The sequence below is a fragment of the Slackia sp. genome (assembly GCF_977041755.1).
This window is the reverse complement of record NZ_CDRRGL010000199.1, coordinates 1-2,451: the sequence shown is the minus strand read 5'-3', so window position 1 is coordinate 2,451 and position 2,451 is coordinate 1. Positions and strand designations below refer to the sequence as shown.

The following is a 2,451-nucleotide window of genomic DNA, read 5'->3' as shown; positions in this document are numbered from 1 at the left end:
CGCGACCAGTTTGCCGGTTACGTAGCCTTCGGTGTAGCAGCGGCCGATTGACAGGCCACCGACGGTCAGCGGGTAATCAACGCCGCCATAGAAGCCGCCCGAGCAGTTGCCTACTGCATACAGACCTTCGATGGGCTCGCCCGCTTCGTCGAGACACTGGTGCTGCTTGTTCACGTCAACGCCCGTGCAGATTGCCGAGACGCGAATCGTGCGGCTGATGCCGTAGTAGGGGGCGGAATCGACGGGGACGAGGTACTGCGCCTCCTTGCCGAAGTCGGTGTCGGCGCCCGCTTCGCAGATCTCGTTGTAATGCTTCACGGTCTCAACGAACGCGTCGATATCGCCCACGCCCATCTTCTTGCCCAGCTCCTCGAGCGTGTCGGCCTTCCAGGTGCTGATGAAGCTCGGCAGCACGCCCTTGCGTTCGACGTCTTCCTCCTGCATGTAAACTTTCAGCCCATCGGGGTCGACAAACTTGCCGCAGCCCTTCCAAGTCGATGCGGTGTCGGCGTACTTGCTGTCAAATACCTGGCAATATCGGCCCGCATCCTCTTCCGATGTCAGGTAGTTGCATACCACAGCCATGTCGATCTTCTCGTTCATGAAGCGTTCACCCGTCGCGGTTTTCACGGCAAGGAACGGCATGTTCCACATCGGGCCTGCATCGAAGTCGTGCATCATCTTGGTGTGTACGATGTTGGAGATCTTGCCGCCGGCCCATACGACCATCTTGTGGCCGTCGCCAGTCTTGTTCGATTGCTTTCGACCGAAGTATTTCAAATCGGGCAGGTAGTAGTTCGACATCTCCTCGTCGTTTTGGTAGTCGCCCGTGGCCACGATGACGCCCTTCTTGGCATTGAACTGAACGTAGCCCTCCTCGCTCTTTGCAATCACGCCGGTGACTTTGTCGCCGTCTTTGACGAGCTGCTCGGCTGGGGTGTTGTAGAAGATTTCAACGCCAGCCTCGGCCGCCACGTCGGCGAGCACCTTCATGCCCTCGCCGTTATTGTAGGGCTTCGGGCCCATGTATGAAGTGACGTAGTTCAAGCTGGAATAGCCGTTGACCTCGTTGGAGGCCTTCGACTGCTGGTTGTTGCCCTGGTCGATAACCGATCCGCCGGCCTCTTTCACATGGTCGAGCACCCACTTCACTGCTTCGCCGCCGTTCTCGATCCACACGTCGATAAGGTCTGCGTCGGCGCGGTAGGCCGATTCCTTAACGAGCAGCTGGCGCAGTGCGGCCGCTGCGGCCGGGTTGGATTGGTCGGTGATGATGCCGCTGGCAGTGTTGCCCTGCGAGATGGCGGTAGCCTCTTTCTGGACGAGTGCCACATGTGCTCCCGCCTCGCAGGCGGCGAGCGCAGCAGGAACGCCCGCGGCGCCTGCGCCAATGACAACCACGTCGAAGTCAAGCGTCTTCTTGATATCGGTGATGGGGTCGGGTGCTACGAAAAACGACGGCAGTCCTGCGCGCTCGTGGCCAGCGACCGTCGTGGTCTTTTCGGCTTCGGCCTTGGACGTGCTGTCCTTTGCGCCCTTTGCCGGCGAGCAGCCGGCAAGTGCGATTGCGCCCGCCGCTACGGTCGCCGCGGTGCTCGCGATGCCGAAAAAGCTTCGGCGCGATACATTTTGCGTGATGTTTTCCATGGTTAGACCTTCCTTGTGAACCTTCCCTTTTTCGCAATGCGCGATGAAGGCGCGCCGGCCGATGCAGGGGAGGGGAAGGGCGGCGCGCTGTGGCTAGAATCATGGCGCGGTCGATTTCGAAAAACTATCCGCCAGCTGCGTTTTTTGGAGTGGTATTTCTCTACCACCTTTCTCTACCACCTGTGTGACCTGGTGCTTTGCTTGATCGTTTGGTTCTGCTTCGGAAAAAAGGGGTAACATTCGTCGGGGTCGCTAGCGTCGGGGGAATATAATTGTGCTCGATGAGACGAACGGGCGCATATTGATGATGGGGTTGTTGGACTGTGGCCGAGGAACACATTGACAATGGGGGAGAACGGGCCTCGAGGCTGCCGAAGCTCCCGCTCGCATTCATAGGTTTGGCGGCATACCGCGCGTGGATTGAGCTCGCGTTCGTGGGGTCGTATTTCGAGGGGCAGGGTCGGCTTCCCGCCACCCGCGATGTATTCGATTTGTCGATGATGGTCGTTCTTCTGGTGGGCGTGGTGTTCGCCAAGCGTCTCTCTCCGCTCATCGAGAAACCCTGGGCTCGAATCATGTCGCTATGTTTGCTACTTTTCTCTACGGCGTGTGTTTTGTTGGGTGCCGCGTTTCCCTCATGTCCGAGTGTCTTGTGCTCGGCTGGAGCAATCGCTGGTGGCGCGGGAATAGCCATTATTCTCATTCTGTGGTCGGAATTGTATGGCTGCCTGAACCCGTTGCGCGTGGCCCTCTACTATTCCGCATCTATCGTTGCTGCGGCGCTCATCGTGTACACGATGAAGG

1 protein-coding gene and 1 pseudogene are annotated in these 2,451 nt (G+C 58.8%); one reads left to right on the top strand and one right to left on the bottom strand.

What is annotated here, in order from left to right; translation table 11 throughout:
• On the bottom strand, positions 1–1,647 hold a 1,647-nt coding region (locus ACWI8T_RS09480; protein WP_449138764.1), incomplete at its 3' end, for an FAD-dependent oxidoreductase.
• A 323-nt stretch (positions 1,648–1,970) separates the two neighbouring features.
• Between ACWI8T_RS09480 and ACWI8T_RS09475 the strand changes: the two are divergent.
• A pseudogene (locus ACWI8T_RS09475) lies at positions 1,971–2,451 on the top strand (helix-turn-helix transcriptional regulator); the annotation flags it as partial.